Source organism: Streptomyces sp. NPDC048291, assembly GCF_043201715.1.
Lineage (GTDB): Bacteria > Actinomycetota > Actinomycetes > Streptomycetales > Streptomycetaceae > Streptomyces.
In genome coordinates this window covers 289,868-307,655 of the sequence record NZ_JBICZC010000013.1, presented here as the reverse complement: position 1 = coordinate 307,655, position 17,788 = coordinate 289,868, and the positions used below count along the sequence as shown (strand labels likewise).

Sequence of the window (17,788 nt, the reverse complement as noted above, 5' to 3'; positions counted from 1 at the left end):
CTCGGCCATGCCGACCACGCGGTCCACGACGTGCGCGACGAGCTCCGCCCGGTTCCCGAAATACGGTTACGGCGTGGCCGTAACGCGCCGGGCCCTCTTGACACGGCATCTTATCGGTAACAGTGTAGCCATTATGAGCACCTGGTCTGAGCCTCAGTCCGATTCGCGGTTCGTCGTGGTGGACGGTCTGCGGATCCACTACAAACGCGCCGGGCACGGCCCGGCGCTCGTGCTGCTGCACGGCAGCGCCTCGTCGCTTCAGCACTTCGACCGTGCCGCGGGGCTGCTGGCGGAGTCGTTCGACGTCATCCGCCCCGACCTGCCGGCGTTCGGGCTGACCGGCCCCCGCGAGGACCGGGACTACCGCGTTCCGGCCTACGCGGCGACGGTGGCAGGCCTCCTGGCGGAACTGGGCGTGCCGCGCTGCGCGGTGGCCGGCAACTCGCTCGGCGGCAACATCGCCTGGAACCTCGCCTTGGACCACCCGGCACGGCTGACCGGCCTGGTGCTGGTCAACGCCACCGGATACCCGGAGAAGACCGTGCCCACGGGCATGCGCCTGACCCGCAACCCGCTGCTGCGCCCCGTGCTGCGGCGGCTGATGCCGCGCGGCGCCATCGAACGCAACCTGCGCGCGAGCGTCGGCTCCCACTCGAAGATCGTGGACGACGCCATGGTGGACCGGGCCCATCAGCTCATGAGCCGGCCCGGGAACCGCTCCGCCTTCGTCGACTTCTGCAACACCGACCAGCCCGACCGCACCGCGCAGCTCCCCCGTGTCGCGGTGCCCACGCTCGTGCTGCGCAGCGCCGGCATCGACGGCCAGCACTTCGCCCGCGACATCCCCGGCGCCCGGGAGCTGGTCCATCCCCACGGCGGACACCTGCTGCCGGAAGAGGAACCGCAGTGGGTCGCGGACGCGATCACGGAGTTCCTCGGCTCCTGCGCGGACGCCCCCACGCACTGAGGCCAAGGAGGCCCGTTCCATGAGGTACTTCGTCGCACCGGGCGAGGACCGCAGGCTCACCGCCGACTCACGGCGAGCCCTGCGCGGCAGCTTCACCGAGCTGTCCGACGGCGTCACGCACTACGAGCTGACGGGCCCCGAGGACGGGGACGTGGTCGTGATGGCGGGCGGACTGACCATCCCGCTGTTCTACTGGGACGGCCTCGTCGCCGAGTTGCACGCCCACGGGCTGCGGACGCTGACGTGCAGCGCGTACGGCCGCGGCTTCTCGGACCGGGTACGGGCGCGCTACGACGAGACGCTGTTCGCACGGCAGCTGGCCGAGCTGACGGACCGGCTCGGCCTGACGGAGCGGCCACTGCACCTCGTCGGCACCTCGATGGGCGCGCTGGTCGCGATGGAGTACGCCGCCCGGTACCGCCCACGGGTGTCCACCCTCACCCTCGTCGGACCCGCAGGCCTCGCGAAACCCCGGCCGGCCTCCCCCCACCGGCTGCTGCGCAGCGACCTGCTGGCCGGTGCGGTCGCCCGGCGGCGCGGCCTGCGGATGCTCCGGGGGCACCTCGGGCACAACGTCCGCGACCCCGGACTCGGCGCGGAGCTGACGGAGATGGTCCTCGACTCCATCCGCTTCGAGGGTTCGCTGTACGCGGTCTTCGACACCCTCCAGCACCTGCGGGTCTCCGGCCGTGACGACCTCTTCCGGCGGACAGGGGAGCTGGGCATCCCGACGCTGCTCCTGTGGGGCGACGAGGACGCCGTCACACCGCCGGCCCACCTCGACACGGCGCGCACCCTGCTGAGGCCCCAGCACCATCACGTCATTCCCGAATGCGGGCACATGGCCCCGCTCGAACGGCCCCGCGACGTCGCCGACCGGCTCGTCCCGTTCGTCGCCGCACGCACCGAAAGGCTCGACTCATGAACCACCCGCAGGCCGTCGACGTGCTGATCATCGGCGCGGGCCCCTCGGGCGCCGCCCTGGCGATCGACCTCGTACGCCGGGGACTCGACGTGCGGATCGTCGACAGGTCTCCGCACGCCTTCGACGGCTCCCGCGCCAAGGGCGTCCAGCCCCGCAGCCTGGAAGTGCTCGAAGACCTCGGTGCCCTCGACGCCGTGCTGGCCGGCGGCAGCGTCTACCCCAAGCTCGGGCTCCACGCGGGTCCCCTGGCCGTGCCGTGGAAGATGTTCCCGCGCAAGGAGGCGACGCCGGACGTCCCGTACCCGAACACCTGGCTGATCCCCCAGTTCCGTACGGACCGCGCACTGCACGCGCGGCTCGGCGAGCTCGGCCGCGGGATCGAGTTCGCCAGGGAGCTGACCGGGCTGACGCAGGACGCGGACACGGTCGTCGCCGAAGTCGCGGGCCCGGACGGCACCGAGAGGATCGCCGCCCGCTATGTCGTGGGCGCCGACGGCGGTTCCAGTGCGGTGCGCAGGCAGCTCGGCGTCGGTTTCGTCGGGTCGACGGACGACAGCGACCGGGTGCTCATCGTCGATGCGACGGTGACCGGTCTGGCCCGCAACCGGTGGCACATGTGGCCCGGCCGCGGCGGCAGGCTCGTCGCCGCCTGCCCGCTCCCCGGCAGCGACATGTTCCAGTGGATGATCCGCCTCACGCCGGACGAGGAACCGCCTTCGGAGCAGGACGACATCCTCCGGCGAATCCACGACCACACCCGCAACCGGCGCATCCAACTGCACGCCATCCACTGGAAGTCGGTGTTCCGGCCCAACATCCGGCTGGCGGAGAGCTACGGCCGAGGTCGGGTCTTCCTGGCCGGCGACGCCGCGCACGTCCACACCCCGGCCGGCGCCCAGGGCCTGAACACCGGCATGCAGGACGGCTACAACCTCGGCTGGAAGCTCGGCCAGGTCCTCGCCGGGGCGGACGCGGCGCTGCTGGACACCTACGAGGCCGAACGGCAGCCGATCGCCGCCGGGGTGCTGGGCCTGTCCACCGAGAAGTGGGGCGGCATCGCCAGGCTCGACCCGTCGAGCATGAAGCGGGGCAAGGACGAGCAGCAGCTCGCCCTCACCTACTACGGCGGCCCGCTCGCCCCCGCCGACGGCGAGCACACCGGCACCCTGCGCGTGGGCGACCGCGCCCCGGACGCCGAACTGCTCGGCGCCGACGGGACCCGGACCCGCCTGTTCGACCTCCTCCGCGGACCGGAGTTCACCGCCGTCGCCTACGGCCCCGGTGCCGCCCGGGACCTCGAACGCCTCGCCTGGCCGACGGCCGGCGCCCGGCTGAAGCGGCTCACCGTCGGGGCGGCCCCGGGCGACGGCCTCGCCTTCTCCGACCCCGGGAACACGCTGCGCGGTGCCTACGGCCTGACCGGCGACACGCTGCTGCTGATCCGTCCCGACGGCTATGTCGGGCACATCGCCACCCGGGACTTCCTCACCACCACACAGACCGCCGCGCGCGCGATGACGCCGCGGGCAGGGAGCCGCACCATGTCCCGGCACGGCCACACCTCCCGCGGTTCGGGGGCCACCGCATGAGCCGCACACTGCTGCGCGGGGCGCGGGTCGTCACGATGGCGCCGGGCCGCCCCGACGCCGAACACGTCGACATCCTCGTCGAAGGCGACCGCATCGCCGCCGTCGGCGGGAACATCGAGGCGTCCGACACCGGGGCCACCGACGCCGAGATCGTCGACCTCTCCGGCCGCATCGTCGTCCCCGGCCTGGTCAACGCCCACCTGCACACCTGGCAGACCGCACTGCGCTCCGCGGGCGCCGACTGGACGCTGATGGAGTACCTCACCCACCTGCACGGAGCGTGCGTCGGGCACTACACCCCCGCCGACATGCACATCGCCAACCTCGCGGGCGCGCTGAACCAGATCAACTGCGGTACGACGACCGTCGGCGACTGGTGCCACAACGTCCTGTCGCCCGAGCACGCCGACGCGGCCGTCGAGGGCCTGGTCCAGGCCGGGATCCGCGCCGTCTTCCTGCACGGCACGCCCTACCGCGCGCCGGAGACCCCCCACCCGCTCGCCGAGATCGACCGGCTGCTCGACGGCCCCGTACGCGACCACCCCCTCCTCGCCCTGGGGATGGCGGTCCAGGGGCCGCAGTACTCCTCCGCCGAGACCGCGGTGGCCGATTTCCGGGCCGGCGCGGAACGCGGTCTCGACCCACCAGAGCGGCGGGGAACCCGCACCCGGCTGGGACGCCCTGCGCGCCGCCGGACTGTTCGGCCCGCTGACCAACATCGTGCACGGAGCCGGCCTGCCCGACGACTGGGTCAGGACGCTCGTCGAGGCGGGCGCCACCTTCACCACCACCCCGGAGAACGAACTGGGCCAGGGACACGGCACACCCGTCACCGGGTCCCTGCTGCGCCTGGGCGCCGCGCCCTCGCTGGGGACCGACATCGACACCGCCGTGCCCGGCAAGCTCCTCACCGCGGCCCGGATCGCCCTGGCCCACCAGCGCGCCCTGGACCACGCCCGGCACCGGCGGACGACCGGCAGGCACGCCGACTCGCCGTCGGTCACCGCCAAGCAGGCACTGGCCTGGGCCACGGTCGAAGGGGCCAGGGCCCTGGGCCTCGCCGACCAGGTGGGCCGGATCGAGGTGGGCCTGCAGGCCGACCTGGTCGCCGTCGACGCCCGGGCGGTCAACCTGTGGCCTGCGCACGACCCGGTCGCCACGGTCCTGCACGCCGACATCGCGAACATCGAAGCCGTGATGGTCGCGGGCAGCTGGCGCAAACGGGATTTCGTCCTGCTGGCATCCGGCCTGGACGAGGTCAAGGAGCAACTGCGCGCGTCCGGAGAGCGGCTGTTGCGCACCGTCCGTGAAACCGCCTGACCCCTGCTCACGGGCGCATGGGGCGACGGCCGCTCAGGAGGCCGCGGACCGCACGATGGCTCTGGCGGCGGCGCGCCCCTCGGGAGCGGGGACGAGCGGATACACGTGGACCGCGCCCTCGCAGACGGTGACGTGCACGGCCGCTCCTTCCCGGGCGGCCCGCTCCGCCAGGCGCCGGACGGCCGGGTAGAACAGGTCGCGCGTGCCGATGCAGACGTCGACGGGCGCCAGCCGGTCGAGCGGGCCGTTGACGGGACTGAGGCGCGGCTGCGCGGGGTCGTCCCCGCCGGCCCAGCCTCGGCCGGCCTCGCGCAGGCTGCTGCTGGTGAGCCACGGATCCCGGGCCTCGGCGTCGGGGATCCCGGGGTTGGCCAGCGTCAGGTCCAGCCAGGGTGCGATCAGGACCACCCGGCCCGGCTGGGGCAGGCCCGCGCCGGCCAGGGTCTGTGGAGATGGTGGTGACCGGCTCCGCCGAGTACGCGCCGGACACGTCCGCGGACCCGGCCGAACTCGCCGCCGCCGACTGGGTGCTCTACGAGCCGGAACAGGGCATGAGCGAGGTGGTGGACCGCCTGGCAGGCCGTTTCGGGTTCGCCTCTGGAACCCGGCCGGGCGAGCACACCGCTCGCGCCGCGCCAGGCTGGGCCGGGCCGACGGCGGGCCGCCCTGCCGCGCGCCGTCAGACGTCGTCGCGCATGCGGGCAAGCCCGCTGAGAAGAAGTTCGAGTCCGAAGGAGAACTCGTCCTCGATCGGAACGGGCATCGACCCGGCCACGGTGACGGTCGCCGGGAACAGCTCCGGGTCCACGCCCTGGAAGACGGCGGAAAGGTGCGCCTCGTGGGGTTCCCCCGCGCCGCCGTGCCCGTTGACCTGAATGGCGAACCCGAGGACGTAGCGGGCCAGGGTCGCGTACGCGTGCGCGGCCGTGCGCGGCGGGAAGCCGCTGTCGAGCAGCACCGCGACACAGTGCTCCCGCAGCGCCATCGCGTTCGGCCCCAGCGGAATCTGCTCGACCATCAGGCGCGCGGCGTTCCGGTGCCGGGCCAGGGCGTCGAACATGGTGTGCGCGACCGTCCGCAGCGCCTGCTGCCAGCCCATCGCGAGGAGTTCGTCGCCGTTCAGCCGCACGGCGCCGAACATGCGGTCCACGACGTGGGCGACCAGCGCCGCCCGGTTGTCGAAGTGCCGGTACAGCGTGGCCGTCCCCGAGCCCAGGCGTTGGGCCAGCGTCCGCATCGAGAGCGCGTCGGCTCCGTCCTCGTCCACGATCTCCAGAGCGGTGGAGACGATACGCTCCAGCGGCACCGGCGGACGCCCCGGCGAACGCCGCGCGGGCTCCGCTCCCGCTCGTGAGCCGGTTGCTGCCACGGAACGCCCCACCTCCTCGGCCAGCACCATAACAGCAACACCGTATCCGGTATGTGACCAGGACCGACGGTGCGACGGCTGACGGGCTCAATAGCCGATGGTGAAGCGGCGGTTGAGGTGTCGGGGGTTCTCGATCTCGTCCACGAGGGCGACGGCGTAGTCCTCGTAGGAGATGCGGGCCCGGCCGTCCGGGCCGGTGACCGGGTGGTCCAGGCCCGTGCGGTAGCGGCCGGTGCGCTCCCCCGGTGCGAAGTGCACGGGCGGCGGGGAGAGGTAGGTCCAGGTGACGTCGGCACCGAGGCCGAGGTAGGCGTCGAGGGCCCGGATCTGGCCGACGGCGTAGGGCTTGAACTCCTCCGGGAAGCCGGGTCCGTCGAAGAAGCGCACACCGTCGGCGTCGAGGAGGCTCGCCCCGCCGCCCATGTGCAGGATGCGGGGCCCGGCCGGGACGAGGGCCCGCGCGGCCGAGGCGACCGACGCCACGGCGTCGGTGTACAGGAGGGCGTCGGGTCCGCCGACGGTCAGCACCAGCGCGTCGGCGTCCTCGGCCAGGCCGGCGACCGCCCCGGGATCGGTGACGTCGCCGGACACCAGCCGCACCCCGCCGGGCACGGAAGCGATCCGCGAGCGGTCCCGGACCACCGCGGTGACCTCGTGCCCCCGTGCGGCGGCCTCGGCGACGACACGCGAGCCGGCCTTTCCGGCGGCCCCGAACACCACAATCCTGCTCATCGTCCGTGTTCTCCTTCCTGGTTCTCTTTCCTTGTCCGGTACGGCGGTCAGGCGTCCTGCGCGCCGAAGAGGTACTGGTTGCCGATGTCGATCAGGAACGGGCCGCCGTGGGCGGGGTAGCGCTCCAGGATCGCCTTCTTGTACGCCTCACCGTCGTCGCCGAGCAGTTCGCGCGCGGCGGCGAGGTACTCGCGCAACTCGGCGTAGACGGCGGGCGAGGCGGGCAGGCCGTGCCCGGCCAGGATCGTGTCGTACGAGGTGTCGGCGGCCAGGGTGTCGAGGGCCTGCTGCCAGCCGTCGATGTCGTTGTTGCCCAGGAACAGGTGGGTGGCGTGGTAGACGAGGTCCTGGGCGACCAGGACGCCCTGCTCCGGCAGCCTGACGACGAGTTCGTCGGCCGCCTCGCCGCCCGTCACCGCCTCGAAGACGAACGGCACGCCGTCGATGACCTCGGTACCGGGGCTGATCCCGACGGTCGGCGTGACGTCGGCGACCGGGATGAGCGTGCCGGTCGGGTCCTGGGCGTCGCCCTGGGCGGCGATCTGGTCGCGCACGGCGGGCAGCGCGTGCACGGGTGCTCCGAAGCGGGCCGCGCCGTGGAAGTGGTCGGGGTGGGCGTGCGTGACGATCAGCCGGTCGATCGGCTTGCCCAGCCCCTTGGCGTAGGCGACGACCTCGTCGGCGTACCCCAGCGCGTACTGCGCGTCGACGGCCACGATCCGGCCCGGGGTCTCGATCAGCTGGGTGGTGACATTCAGACTGTCGTCCGGTGCCATGTAGCTGTGGACGCGGACCGTACCCCTGTCGATGACCGTCACTGTGCCGTTCATGCCGCTCTTCTTCCTGCTCAGGCGGTATCCGAAAACCGCCGCTGCCCCCACTGTCGCCCGTGCGCCACGGCCGGGCGAGATACGCTGGAGACTCAAGATGGTCAAAGACGGACATGAGTGGGGTTTCCCATGTCGGCCTCCGATGTCGCCGCCACCCGTGACGCCACCGATGACGCCGCCACCCGTGACGGGCCGATCCCCGGGTTCGGCTTCAACCCGCCCACCGCGCCGGTCGCCGGATTCGAGCTGGCCGAGCTGGCCGGCCTGCACGAGCGGATGGCCGACGGCAGCCTCCAGCGCGTCCACCGGGTCGGCTTCCACACGGTCACCCTGATCACCGAGGGCAGCGGGGAACACACCGTCGACTTCGTCACCCACCCCTGCCGCCCCGGCACCCTGCTGTGGATCCGCCCCGGCCAGGTCCAGCGCTTCGACCGCCCCGGCACCATGACCGGCACCCACCTGCTGTTCACTCCGGCTTTCCCGCCCCGCCCGGCCGGCGCCGACCGCCTCGGGCGCGAGTGGTACGGCCCGGTCTGCCGGCAGCTGGGCACCGGCGACGACTACGCCACCCTGTCCGCCCTGCTGGACAGAGTGCGCGCCGAGTTCACCCGCCCGGACGGCACCGTGTCGCGGGAGATCCTCCAACTGCTGCTCGGCGCGGTGCTGTTGCACATCGACCGGCTGCCGCAGCCGGGGGCGGACGGCGACCCGCACGCCGGTGGCGAGGTCTACGCCCGCTTCCGCGCCCAGCTGGAACGCTCCTACGCCACCACCCGGCGCGCCGAGGACTACGCCCACCGTCTGGGCTACACGGTCAAGACCCTCACCCGCGCCTGTCTCGCGGCCACCGGGCAGCCCGTCAAACAGGTCATCGACGCCCGGGTCGCCCTCCAGGCCCAGCGGCTGCTCGCCCACACCGACGAGCCGGTCGCGGTCATCGGCCGCCGCCTGGGCTTCTCCGAACCCACCAACTTCGGCAAGTTCTTCACCCGCCACACCGGGACGACGCCGGGGGCCTTCCGCCGCGTCCACCACGCCGCGCAGTGAGCTGTGGCGATCTGCCGGACCGAAGCGACGCGAAAGCGCCGACCGCCGCGCGGGGCACCGTGGCCGTCCCCGTTCCCTACGTGCTCTCCTGCCGTCAGCCGAGCGCGTCGATGAGGGCCTTGGTCACTCCCTCCGTCGTCGCCGTGCCGCCGACGTCGCGGGTCAGGATGCCGGCCGCGGTCGTCTTCTCGATGGCCCTCTCCAGCCTGGCCGCCTGGTCGGGCAGGCCGAAGTGGTCCAGCATCAGGGCCGCGCTGCCGACCGCGCCGATCGGGTTGGCCAGACCCTGGCCCGCGATGTCCGGCGCGGAGCCGTGCACCGGCTCGAACATGCTCGGGAAGCGGCGCTCGGGGTTGAGGTTGGCGCTGGCGGCGAGGCCCAGGCTGCCGGCCAGGGCGCTGCCGAGGTCGGAGAGGATGTCCGCGTTGAGGTTCGAGGCGACGACGACCGACAGGTCCTCGGGGTGCAGCACGAACTTGGCGGACATGGCGTCGACCAGCACGCTCTCGGTCTCCACGTCCGGGTAGTCGGCGGCGACCCGCTTGAAGACGTCGTCCCACAGGACCATGCCGTACTGCTGGGCGTTGCTCTTCGTCACGGACGACACCTTGCGCCGGGTCCGGGTACGGGCCAGGTCGAAGGCGAACCGCATGATGCGTTCGCAGCCGGTCTCGGTGAACAGGGCGGACTGGACGGCGACTTCACCGCCCCGGCCGCGGGCGGAGAGGTTGCGCCCGCCGAGGCCGGCGTACTCGCCCTCGCTGTTCTCGCGGACGACGACCCAGTCGAGGTCCGTGTCGTCGGCCTTGCGCAGCGGGCTGAGGACGCCCGGCAGGAAGTGGACGGGGCGGACGTTGGCCCACTGGTCGAAGTTCTGGCAGATCCGCAGCCGCAGTCCCCACAGGCTGACGTGGTCGGGGACGGTGGGCCAGCCGACCGCGCCGAAGTAGACGGCGTCGAAGTCCTTGAGGCGGTCGAGTCCGTCCTCGTCCATCATCGTCCCGGTGCGCTCGTAGTACTCGCAACCCCAGGGGAACTCCTCCCAGGCGAAGGCGAACGCCCCGCCGGAGTCCGCGGCCAGCACGTCCAGGACGGCACGCCCGGCGGCGACGACCTCCTTGCCGACGCCGTCGGCGGGGATGGCGGCGATGCGGAACGTACGGGATGCGGTGGTCATGAGTGCCTCCGGCTCGCTGGGTGGGACCGGTTTCGAGTCAACACAGGGCGGGCGCACGACGTCCAAGACCTGCTTCCGATGCGTCGTATAGGCGGAGCCGATCGGTCCCGCGTCGGCCGTGAGCCGTCCGGCCTTGGTACGTCAGGCGCCGCGCCCGCGTTGGGCCAGCGCGCCGGTGAGCGCGAGGAACGCCCGCGCGGCCGGGGTGAGGTGCGCGGGCAGGCTGACCATGGCCACATGGAGGTGCGCGGTCGGTTCGATCGGCGCGACCGCCGCACCGCAGCGGCGGGCGAGGCTGGTCCAGGAGGAGGGCAGGACGGCGACGCCGACGCCCGCGATGACCAGGGGCAGGATCGAGGTGCGGTGGTCGACCACGGTGACGATCTCGGTGCTGGCGCCGCCCGCGGTGATGTCGTCGACGATGCTGCGCATCAGGCTGCCGGTGCGGGACGCGATGAGTCTCTGCCCGGACAGGTCCTCGGGCCGGATCGTGATGCCGTCCTTGATCGCCCCGTCCGGCGGTGCGACGGCCACGAACGGCTGTTCCTCGACGTGCAGGACGTCCAGCCCGGACCACTGCCCGGGAGCGGCGCTGCCCAGCAGGCCGAGCTCACAGGCCCCGCTGCGGACCAGGGACACCACCTCGTCCGGGGTGAAGGCGGCCTGGGTGCTCACGGTCACCGAGGGATGCAGTTCGGCGAACCGGCGGACGAGGGTGGTCAGCGGCTCGATGCCGGGCGAGGGCATGGTGGCGATCTCGACCCGGCCGCCGCGCAGCCCGGCAAGGCCAGCGGCGGTATCGCGTACGGCGGCCAGGTCGCGCAGCACCCGGCGGCTCGGTTCGAGCAGTTCCTGACCGGCTTCGCTCAGGACGACCCCGCGCCCCACCCGGTGGAAGAGGGCCACCCCGAGGTCGGCCTCCAGGTTGGCCATCGCCTGGGACAGCGAGGGCTGCGCCACGTGCAGCGCGGCGGCGGCCTTGCTGAAGCCGCCGTGCTCCACGATGGCGAGGAAGTATTCGAGCTGCCTGGCGTCCATGGCACTCCTCGCGCTGTCCCGGTGCGACGGACGAGCCTACTTGCCGGTTTCCGCTGCCTCAGTGACCTGTCCGGCGGTCGGCGAGTGTCCGTGCGCACCGGGTGAGCGGCCGTGCGGACACGGCACCGCCGTTCGCACGGTCCTGGTCGGTGAGATCCGTCAGGGCCCGGACCGGGCGGAAGTGCGGGGCGGTGGTGTCCGCGGGCGGCGTGCGGCGACCGGCATCGACGGACACGATCAGGATGCCGCCTCGGCGCCGCGGGCGGCCGACGGCACGATGACCGGTGCGTCCGATCCGAACCCGGGCTCGTCCTGTGCGGCCGGGGAGGGGACTCCCACCTCGCCCGCCAGCACCGCGCGGGCCCGCTCCAGATCCAGGCCGTTCTCCCACTTGGCGACGGACAGCGTGGCGACCGCGTTGCCGAAGAAGTTCACCAGGGCCCGGCACTCGGACATGAACTTGTCGATGCCGAAGATGAGCATGATGCCCGCGGCCGGCACGGAGCCGACCGTCGACAACGTCGCGGTCAGCGCGATGAATCCACCGCCCGCGACGCCGGCCGCGCCCTTGGACGTCAGCAACATCACCGCCAGCAGGCCCAGTTGCCCGCCGAGGGAGAGCGAGGTGTCCGTGGCCTGGGCGATGTAGAGCGTGGCCGGCGACAGGTAGATGGCCGCACCGTCGAGGTTGAAGCTGTAGCCGGTCGGTACGACGAGACCCACCGTGGACCGTTCCGCGCCCATGAACTGCAGTTTGCGCATCAGTCCGGGCAGCGCCGGCTCGGCGGTCGAGGTGCCGAGGATCAGCCAGAACTCCTCCTTGAAGTAGCGGAAGAGCTGGAAGATGTTCAGCCGCACGTAGAGGGCGAGCACACCGCCGAGCACGAGGACCACGAACAGCGCGGAGGTCGCGTAGAAGAGGACGATCAGGGAGCCGAGGCTGGTCAGCGTGGACAGGCCGAACTTCCCGATGGCGTACGACATCGCGCCGAAGGCACCCAGTGGCGCCGCCTTCATGACGAAGGACAGGACCTTGAAGACGACCTCGGTCAGACGCCCCACGGCCGCGATGATCGACTCGCCCGTCTTCCCCACCATCTTCACCGCGATGCCGAAGACCACGGCCAGGAAGATCACCTGGAGGATGTTCCCCCCGACGAACGGCCCGAAGACGCTGTTCGGCACGATGCCGGTGAGGAACTCCCACCAGTGCTGGTGCTCGCCCTGCGAGATGTACTGGCCCGCGTCCCCGGACGTCTTCAGGGACGCCGGATCGGCGTGCACACCGTCGCCGAGGCGGAAGACGTTGATCGCCACCAGCCCGGTGACCAGAGCGACGACGGTGCCGGCCTGGAAGTAGACCAGCGCCTTGACTCCGGTACGGCCGACCTTCCTCAGGTCGGCGACGCCCGCGATGCCGCCGATGATCGTCAGGAACACGATCGGCCCGATCAGCATCTTCATCGCCGTGATGAAGGTCGTGCCGATCGGCTCCATGTCGGTGGCCAGATCCGGCCACCGCCAGCCCAGCACGACACCGATCACTATCGCCACCAGCACCTGGACGTACAGCTGCCGGTACCACGGCGTCGCCGCGATACGCGCGGCCTGCTCGGCTCGTCCGCTGCCCGGGGTATGCGTCATTGCAGCCTCCCTGATCGCGCGCAACCGAGCCCGATCGGTCCACGCCGGCTTTCGCCACAGTGAACCGGCCCGCACCCCAGGGGTCCACGACCAAAAATCGATGCCCCGTATAGGCCTCACCTATCAGTTCACGCTGCACAGACGGAAAGCAGTGACCCGCTCCCTACAACCCCACGATCTTGTTCCACCGCTTCGCGAACTCCACCCGTTCCGTCGACGTGATGTCGCGGGCGATGGCGAGCCGCTTGCGCATCGCCGTGTTCGGGAAGATCAGGGGGTTGTCGGCGAGGGCCGCGGTGTCCTTGTCCTTGGAGTCGGCGAGGACCTGCTGGGCGGCCGGGACGGGGCAGACGTAGTTGACCCAGGCGGCCAGTTCGGCGGCGACCTCCGGCTCGTAGTAGTAGTCGACGAGGCGTTCCGCGTTGGTCTTGTGGACGGCGCGGTCCGGGATCATCAGGGAGTCGGACCACAGCTCCGCGCCCTCCTCGGGGACGACGAAGCGGATGTCGGGGTTGTCGGCCTGGAGCTGGATGACGTCGCCGGAGTACGCCTGGCAGGCCAGGACATCCCCGCTGACCAGGTCCTTCGTGTAGTCGTTGCCGGTGAAGCGGCGGATCTGGCCGCGGTCGACCTGGTGCTGCACCTCGTCGCAGACGGTGTAGAAGTCGTCGGCCGTCCACTTGGTGATGTCCACGCCGTTGCCCTGCATCAGCAGCGCGAACGACTCGTCGAGGCCGGAGAGCAGCGTCACCCGGCCCTTGAGGTCGCTCGCCCACAGTTCCTTGACGTGCCGGATCTCGCGGCCCAGCTTCCTGCGGTTGTAGGCGATGCCGGTGATGCCCGACTGCCAGGGCACGGTGTGGAGGCGGCCCGGGTCGAAGGCGGGCGTGCGGAGCAGTGGGTCCAGGTACTTCGCCACGTTCGGCTGGCGGGCGCGGTCCATCTTCTGGACCCAGCCCAGGCGGACGAACCGCGCGCACATCCAGTCGCTGATGACGATGATGTCCCGGCCGGTGGACTGGTGGTTCATCAGCGCGGGGCTGATCTTGCCGAAGAACTCGTCGTTGTCGTTGATCTCCTCGATGTAGTCGACGGAGATCCCGGTGCTCTTCTCGAAGGCGTCGAGGGTGGGCCGCTTGTTCGGGTTGTCGTCGTCCACGTCGATGTACAGCGGCCAGTTGGCGAAGACCAGTCGGTGGTCCGTGGCGGACAGGTCGGTCACGGCGCGGTCGCCGGCCTTGACGTAGGCGGCGGGCACCCCGCAGCCCGCCAGCGCGCCGAGCGCGGCGGTGCCGCCGAGCGCGCGCAGCAGGGAGCGACGGGAGAGCGCGGGCGTCTGGGAAGAGGTCTGGGGCACACCTGAAGCATGTCCCGCCCGCCCGCCACCGGGCAATCGACGCTGCGTCGAGCGACATGACACGGACCCGACACCCTGTCGATGCCCCGGGTCAACTCGGCGTTACAGCAAAGCGCTGCCCGGGGAGACTTCCCCGTCCCGGGCAGCGCCACATACCCAGGGGCGCGGGGAACTGCGCGACCAGCCCCCACGCCCCCGCAGCCGACGTACGGCCTACCGCCTACGGCCTACGCGTCCAGCGACGTCATCACATGCTTGATCCGCGTGTAGTCCTCGAACCCGTACCCGGACAGGTCCTTGCCGTACCCGGACTTCTTGAACCCGCCGTGCGGCATCTCCGCGACCAGCGGGATGTGCGTGTTGATCCACACGCAGCCGAAGTCCAGCCTCTTGGACATGCGCATCGCGCGCCCGTGGTCCTTGGTCCACACCGAGGACGCCAGCGCGTAGTCGACGCCGTTGGCCCACTCCACGGCCTGGTCCTCGTCCGTGAAGGACTGGACGGTGATGACCGGCCCGAAGACCTCGTTCTGGATGATCTCGTCGTCCTGCTTCAGTCCGGAGACGACGGTCGCCGCGTAGAAGTAGCCCTTGTCGCCGACCCGCTGACCGCCGGCCTCGACCTTGGCGTGGGCGGGCAACCGCTCGATGAAGCCGGCGACCTGCTTGAGCTGGTTCGGGTTGTTCAGCGGCCCGTACAGCACGTCCTCGTCGTCCGGCCGGCCCGTCTTCGTCTCGGCCGCCGCCTTCGCGAGCGCCGCCACGAACTCGTCGTGGATGGACTCCTGGACGAGCACGCGGGTGGCGGCCGTACAGTCCTGCCCGGCGTTGAAGTAGCCCGCGACGGAGATGTCCTCGACGGCCTTGGCGATGTCGGTGTCCTCGAAGACGACGACAGGCGCCTTGCCGCCCAGCTCCAGGTGGACCCGCTTGAGGTCCTTGGACGCGGACTCGGCGACCTGCATGCCGGCCCGCACGGAGCCGGTGATGGAGGCCATCGCCGGGACCGGGTGCTCGACCATCGCGCGGCCGGTGTCACGGTCACCCGTGACGACGTTGAAGACGCCCTTCGGGAGGATCCCGCCGATGATCTCGGCCATCAGGACGGTCGACGCCGGGGTGGTGTCCGACGGCTTGAGGACCACGGTGTTGCCCGCGGCGATCGCCGGGGCGAACTTCCACACGGCCATCATCATCGGGTAGTTCCAGGGCGCGACCTGCGCGCAGACGCCGACCGGCTCGCGGCGGACGATGGAGGTCATCCCCTCCATGTACTCGCCGGCCGAGCGGCCCTCCAGCATCCGGGCCGCACCGGCGAAGAACCGGATCTGGTCGACCATCGGCGGGATCTCCTCGGAGCGGGTGAGCCCGGTCGGCTTGCCCGTGTTCTCCACCTCGGCCGCGATGAGTTCCTCGGCCCGCTCCTCGAACGCGTCCGCGATCTTCAGCAGGGCCTTCTGCCGCTCGGCGGGCGTGGTGTCGCGCCAGCCCGGGAAGGCCGCGGCCGCGGCCGCCATCGCGGCGTCGACGTCCGCTTCCCCGGACAGCGGCGCGGTCGCGTACGCCTCGCCGGTCGCGGGGTTGACCACCTCCGTGGTCCGTCCGTCGGCGGCGTCCCGGAACTCACCGTCGATGTAGTTGCGCAGACGACGCAGCTCGGTGCTCACTGCCGGCCCTCCAAGTTCGGGTGTCCAATCACTGAGACACCCACAGTAATCCGAGATCCCACGTTTTCAACACCCCTACGGCCGCCAGGTCTGCGAAATCCGCAATACAGGACACCTCAAACAACGAATTTCATCGATACGGCCTTGCGGAACCGTCGAGACGTCGTGCACAGTGAGGTTGTGGCCAGTCGAAGCGCAGACCAGAGGGACTCGTCCCGCGAGTCCAGGAACGGCACCCCTCAGTTGGACGCCGTCTCCCTCGCCATCATCCAGCAGCTCCAGGAGGACGGCCGCCGGCCGTACGCCGCGATCGGCAAGGCCGTCGGCCTGTCCGAGGCGGCCGTGCGCCAGCGCGTCCAGAAGCTGCTGGACCAGGGCGTCATGCAGATCGTCGCCGTCACGGACCCGCTCACCGTGGGCTTCCGCCGGCAGGCGATGGTCGGCATCAACGTCGAGGGCGATGTCGAGTCGATCGCGGACGCGCTGAGCGCCATGTCGGAAGTCGAGTACGTGGTGATGACCGCGGGCTCGTTCGACATCCTCGCGGAGATCGTCTGCGAGGACGACGACCACCTGCTGGACGTCATCAACAAACGCATCCGGGCGCTGCCCGGCGTGCGCTCCACCGAAAGCTTCGTTTATCTGAAGCTGAAGAAGCAGACCTACATGTGGGGAACCCGATAACCGTGACCCAGAAGGACCTCAGCCGCACCGCGTACGACCACCTGTGGATGCACTTCACCCGCATGTCCTCGTACGAGAACTCGCCCGTCCCGACCATCGTCCGGGGCGAGGGCACCTACATCTACGACGACAAGGGCAAGCGCTACCTCGACGGTCTCGCCGGTCTGTTCGTGGTCCAGGCCGGTCACGGCCGCACCGAACTCGCCGAGACCGCCTTCAAGCAGGCCCAGGAGCTGGCGTTCTTCCCGGTGTGGTCGTACGCCCACCCGAAGGCCGTCGAGCTCGCGGAGCGGCTGGCCGACCACGCCCCCGGCGACCTGAACAAGGTCTTCTTCACCACCGGCGGCGGCGAGGCCGTCGAGACCGCCTGGAAGCTGGCCAAGCAGTACTTCAAGCTGCAGGGCAAGCCGACCAAGTACAAGGTCATCTCCCGCGCGGTCGCCTACCACGGCACCCCGCAGGGCGCCCTGTCGATCACCGGCCTGCCGGCGCTGAAGGCCCCCTTCGAGCCGCTCGTCCCCGGTGCCCACAAGGTCCCGAACACCAACATCTACCGCGCCCCGATCCACGGCGACGACCCGGAGGCCTTCGGCCGCTGGGCCGCCGACCAGATCGAGCAGCAGATCCTCTTCGAGGGCCCCGACACCGTCGCCGCGGTCTTCCTGGAGCCGGTGCAGAACGCCGGCGGCTGCTTCCCGCCCCCGCCCGGCTACTTCCGGCGCGTGCGCGAGATCTGCGACCAGTACGACGTGCTGCTCGTCTCCGACGAGGTCATCTGCGCCTTCGGCCGCCTGGGCACGATGTTCGCCTGCGACAAGTTCGGCTACGTCCCGGACATGATCACCTGCGCCAAGGGCATGACCTCGGGCTACTCCCCGATCGGCGCGTGCATCGTCTCCGACCGCGTCGCCGAGCCGTTCTACAAGGGCGACAACACCTTCCTGCACGGCTACACCTTCGGCGGCCACCCGGTCTCCGCGGCGGTCGGCCTCGCCAACCTCGACCTGTTCGAGCGCGAGAACCTCAACCAGCACGTCCTGGACAACGAGGGCGCCTTCCACTCCACCCTGCAGAAGCTGCACGACCTGCCGATCGTCGGCGACGTCCGCGGCAACGGCTTCTTCTACGGCATCGAACTGGTCAAGGACAAGGCGACCAAGGAGTCCTTCAACGACGAGGAGACCGAGCGCGTCCTGTACGGCTTCCTCTCGAAGGCCCTGTTCGAGAACGGCCTGTACTGCCGTGCCGACGACCGCGGCGACCCGGTCGTCCAGCTCGCCCCGCCGCTGATCTCCAACCAGGAGACCTTCGACGAGATCGAGCAGATCCTGCGCGCCACCCTCTCCGAGGCGTGGACGAAGCTCTGATCATCGGATCAGCGGTCTGATCCCAGATCCGGCCCCGGCCCCGGCGCCGCCCGTTCGAGTGAGAACGGCGGC

Annotated in this window: 16 protein-coding genes; 7 read left to right on the top strand and 9 right to left on the bottom strand. The window is 71.0% G+C overall.

Annotated elements, in window-relative coordinates:
- Positions 1–133: 133 nt before the first annotated feature.
- The 4 genes from ACGF5O_RS34030 to ACGF5O_RS34015 all read left to right on the top strand — a co-directional run bounded on the left by ACGF5O_RS34030 (position 134) and on the right by ACGF5O_RS34015 (position 4,801).
- Entirely contained in the window at positions 134–967 is an 834-nt protein-coding gene (locus tag ACGF5O_RS34030; RefSeq protein WP_393813721.1) for an alpha/beta fold hydrolase, read from the top strand.
- A gap of 19 nt (positions 968–986) precedes the next feature.
- On the top strand, positions 987–1,892 hold the full coding sequence (locus ACGF5O_RS34025) for an alpha/beta fold hydrolase (protein ID WP_393813720.1): 906 nt from the start codon (positions 987–989) through the stop codon (positions 1,890–1,892).
- Positions 1,889–3,481 (top strand): FAD-dependent oxidoreductase, encoded by a 1,593-nt coding sequence (locus tag ACGF5O_RS34020; RefSeq protein WP_393813719.1) that lies wholly within the window; start codon positions 1,889–1,891, stop codon positions 3,479–3,481. The genes ACGF5O_RS34025 and ACGF5O_RS34020 overlap by 4 nt, the downstream gene beginning before the upstream one ends.
- A gap of 720 nt (positions 3,482–4,201) precedes the next feature.
- Positions 4,202–4,801 carry an amidohydrolase family protein gene (locus ACGF5O_RS34015; protein ID WP_393813718.1) on the top strand — a complete coding sequence of 200 codons (600 nt, stop codon included), beginning with the start codon at positions 4,202–4,204 and terminating at the stop codon, positions 4,799–4,801.
- A gap of 33 nt (positions 4,802–4,834) precedes the next feature.
- Here the strand turns inward: ACGF5O_RS34015 and ACGF5O_RS34010 are convergent, their stop codons facing one another.
- The 4 genes from ACGF5O_RS34010 to ACGF5O_RS33995 form a co-directional block, all read right to left on the bottom strand.
- Positions 4,835–5,506, bottom strand: a complete 672-nt coding sequence (locus ACGF5O_RS34010; RefSeq protein WP_393813717.1) for an alpha/beta hydrolase fold domain-containing protein — start codon at positions 5,504–5,506, stop codon at positions 4,835–4,837.
- Entirely contained in the window at positions 5,481–6,107 is a 627-nt protein-coding gene (locus tag ACGF5O_RS34005; RefSeq protein WP_393813716.1) for a TetR/AcrR family transcriptional regulator C-terminal domain-containing protein, read from the bottom strand. The genes ACGF5O_RS34010 and ACGF5O_RS34005 overlap by 26 nt, the downstream gene beginning before the upstream one ends.
- A gap of 150 nt (positions 6,108–6,257) precedes the next feature.
- On the bottom strand, positions 6,258–6,902 hold the full coding sequence (locus ACGF5O_RS34000) for an NAD(P)-dependent oxidoreductase (RefSeq protein ID WP_393813715.1): 645 nt from the start codon (positions 6,900–6,902) through the stop codon (positions 6,258–6,260).
- Between the two features lie 47 nt (positions 6,903–6,949).
- Entirely contained in the window at positions 6,950–7,732 is a 783-nt protein-coding gene (locus tag ACGF5O_RS33995; RefSeq protein ID WP_393813714.1) for an MBL fold metallo-hydrolase, read from the bottom strand.
- Positions 7,733–7,861: 129 nt separating this feature from the next.
- Between ACGF5O_RS33995 and ACGF5O_RS33990 the strand changes: the two genes are divergently transcribed.
- Positions 7,862–8,782, top strand: a complete 921-nt coding sequence (locus ACGF5O_RS33990; protein ID WP_393813713.1) for a helix-turn-helix domain-containing protein — start codon at positions 7,862–7,864, stop codon at positions 8,780–8,782.
- Between the two features lie 94 nt (positions 8,783–8,876).
- Here ACGF5O_RS33990 and ACGF5O_RS33985 read toward each other — a convergent pair whose 3' ends face one another.
- The 5 genes from ACGF5O_RS33985 to ACGF5O_RS33965 all read right to left on the bottom strand — a co-directional run bounded on the left by ACGF5O_RS33985 (position 8,877) and on the right by ACGF5O_RS33965 (position 15,665).
- Positions 8,877–9,959, bottom strand: coding sequence for a tartrate dehydrogenase (locus tag ACGF5O_RS33985; protein ID WP_393813712.1), 1,083 nt, complete (start codon positions 9,957–9,959; stop codon positions 8,877–8,879).
- A 141-nt stretch (positions 9,960–10,100) separates the two neighbouring features.
- The gene (locus ACGF5O_RS33980) at positions 10,101–10,997 is read right to left on the bottom strand and encodes a LysR family transcriptional regulator (protein ID WP_393813711.1); all 897 of its coding nucleotides are present in this window, start codon (positions 10,995–10,997) and stop codon (positions 10,101–10,103) included.
- A 237-nt stretch (positions 10,998–11,234) separates the two neighbouring features.
- Positions 11,235–12,641 carry a C4-dicarboxylate transporter DctA gene (gene dctA / locus ACGF5O_RS33975; RefSeq protein WP_393813710.1) on the bottom strand — a complete coding sequence of 469 codons (1,407 nt, stop codon included), beginning with the start codon at positions 12,639–12,641 and terminating at the stop codon, positions 11,235–11,237.
- 163 nt (positions 12,642–12,804) lie between these two features.
- Positions 12,805–13,998, bottom strand: coding sequence for an extracellular solute-binding protein (locus ACGF5O_RS33970; RefSeq protein ID WP_393813709.1), 1,194 nt, complete (start codon positions 13,996–13,998; stop codon positions 12,805–12,807).
- A gap of 227 nt (positions 13,999–14,225) precedes the next feature.
- Positions 14,226–15,665 carry a gamma-aminobutyraldehyde dehydrogenase gene (locus tag ACGF5O_RS33965; protein WP_393813708.1) on the bottom strand — a complete coding sequence of 480 codons (1,440 nt, stop codon included), beginning with the start codon at positions 15,663–15,665 and terminating at the stop codon, positions 14,226–14,228.
- A 165-nt stretch (positions 15,666–15,830) separates the two neighbouring features.
- Here ACGF5O_RS33965 and ACGF5O_RS33960 point away from each other — a divergent pair, with 165 nt between their 5' ends.
- Positions 15,831–16,349 (top strand): Lrp/AsnC family transcriptional regulator, encoded by a 519-nt coding sequence (locus ACGF5O_RS33960; protein ID WP_351485096.1) that lies wholly within the window; start codon positions 15,831–15,833, stop codon positions 16,347–16,349.
- Between the two features lie 2 nt (positions 16,350–16,351).
- Complete coding sequence (locus ACGF5O_RS33955) at positions 16,352–17,716, top strand: aspartate aminotransferase family protein (protein WP_393813707.1); 1,365 nt, start codon at positions 16,352–16,354, stop codon at positions 17,714–17,716.
- The last annotated feature ends 72 nt before the right edge of the window (positions 17,717–17,788 follow it).

Bases quoted from the DNA above. Each gene is read 5' to 3' on its own strand.
- ACGF5O_RS34030 (WP_393813721.1), top strand. From the start codon at position 134: ATGAGCACCTGGTCTGAGCCTCAGTCCGATTCGCGGTTCGTCGTGGTG.
- ACGF5O_RS34025 (WP_393813720.1), top strand. From the start codon at position 987: ATGAGGTACTTCGTCGCACCGGGCGAGGACCGCAGGCTCACCGCCGAC.
- ACGF5O_RS34020 (WP_393813719.1), top strand. From the start codon at position 1,889: ATGAACCACCCGCAGGCCGTCGACGTGCTGATCATCGGCGCGGGCCCC.
- ACGF5O_RS34000 (WP_393813715.1), bottom strand. From the start codon at position 6,902: ATGAGCAGGATTGTGGTGTTCGGGGCCGCCGGAAAGGCCGGCTCGCGT.
- ACGF5O_RS33995 (WP_393813714.1), bottom strand. From the start codon at position 7,732: ATGAACGGCACAGTGACGGTCATCGACAGGGGTACGGTCCGCGTCCAC.
- ACGF5O_RS33990 (WP_393813713.1), top strand. From the start codon at position 7,862: ATGTCGGCCTCCGATGTCGCCGCCACCCGTGACGCCACCGATGACGCC.
- ACGF5O_RS33985 (WP_393813712.1), bottom strand. From the start codon at position 9,959: ATGACCACCGCATCCCGTACGTTCCGCATCGCCGCCATCCCCGCCGAC.
- ACGF5O_RS33980 (WP_393813711.1), bottom strand. From the start codon at position 10,997: ATGGACGCCAGGCAGCTCGAATACTTCCTCGCCATCGTGGAGCACGGC.
- dctA (WP_393813710.1), bottom strand. From the start codon at position 12,641: ATGACGCATACCCCGGGCAGCGGACGAGCCGAGCAGGCCGCGCGTATC.